The sequence below is a fragment of the Mesorhizobium sp. CNPSo 4671 genome (assembly GCF_057784245.1).
This window is the reverse complement of record NZ_JBWLUW010000064.1, coordinates 1-930: the sequence shown is the minus strand read 5'-3', so window position 1 is coordinate 930 and position 930 is coordinate 1. Positions and strand designations below refer to the sequence as shown.

The 930-nt window shown below is 60.8% G+C and carries 1 pseudogene; it reads left to right on the top strand.

The features are described 5' to 3' along the window. Positions 1–930, top strand: a pseudogene (locus AC04SF_RS37360) (hypothetical protein); the annotation flags it as partial.

Here is a 930-nt window from a genome sequence, read left to right as displayed (position 1 = left end):
CCAACTCTCTGAATTTACTCCGCAGGAGATGTCGAACCTGGCAAACGGCTTCAGCAAGTGGCCGGAAGCCGCGGAGTGTCGCGAGGCTATAGCCCTGATCGCCGGTGAGATGCTTCGCCGTTCCGACCAACTCTCGGACTTTACTCCGCAGAACCTGGCTAATCTGGGGAACGGTTTCAGCAAGTGGCCGGAAGCGGCGGCTTGTCGCGAGGCTACAGCCACGATCGCCGGTGAGGTGCTTCGCCGTTCCGACCAACTCTCTGAGTTTACTCCGCAGGAACTTTCGAACCTGGTGAACGGCTTCAGCAAGTGGCCGCAAGCGGCAGAGTGCCGCCACGCCGCAACCGTTGTCGGCGGCGAATTGCTTCGTCGCGGCCGACTCTCTGATTTCAGCAGTCAGGATCTTGCGACCCTGGTGAATGGCATGAGCAAGTGGCCGCAAGAGGAGAACACGCGTCACGCCGCGCTCACGATCGCCGGTGAGGTTAGTCGCCGCGTTGACGAGCTCTCTGGTTTTAATCCGCAGAAACTTTCGAACCTGGTGAACGGCTTCAGCAAGTGGCCGGAAGCGGTGGCGTGTCGCGAGACAATAGGCATGATCGCCAGTGAGGTCTGCCGCCGCGCCGGCCGGCTCTCTGGTTTTAATCCGCAGGACATGGGGAACTTGGTGAACGGCTTCAGCAAGTGGCCGGAAGCGGCGGCTTGTCGCGAAGCTACAGCCACGATCGCCGGTGAGGTGCTTCGCCGTGCCGACCAACTCTCTGAATTTACTCCGCAGAACCTGGCTAACCTGGCAAACGGCTTCAGCAAGTGGCCGGAACAGGCGGGTTGTCGCGAGGCCACAGCCACGATCGCCGGTGAGGTGCTTCGCCGTGCCGACCAACTCTCTGAATTTACTCCGCAGACCCTGGCTAACCTGGCAAACGGCTT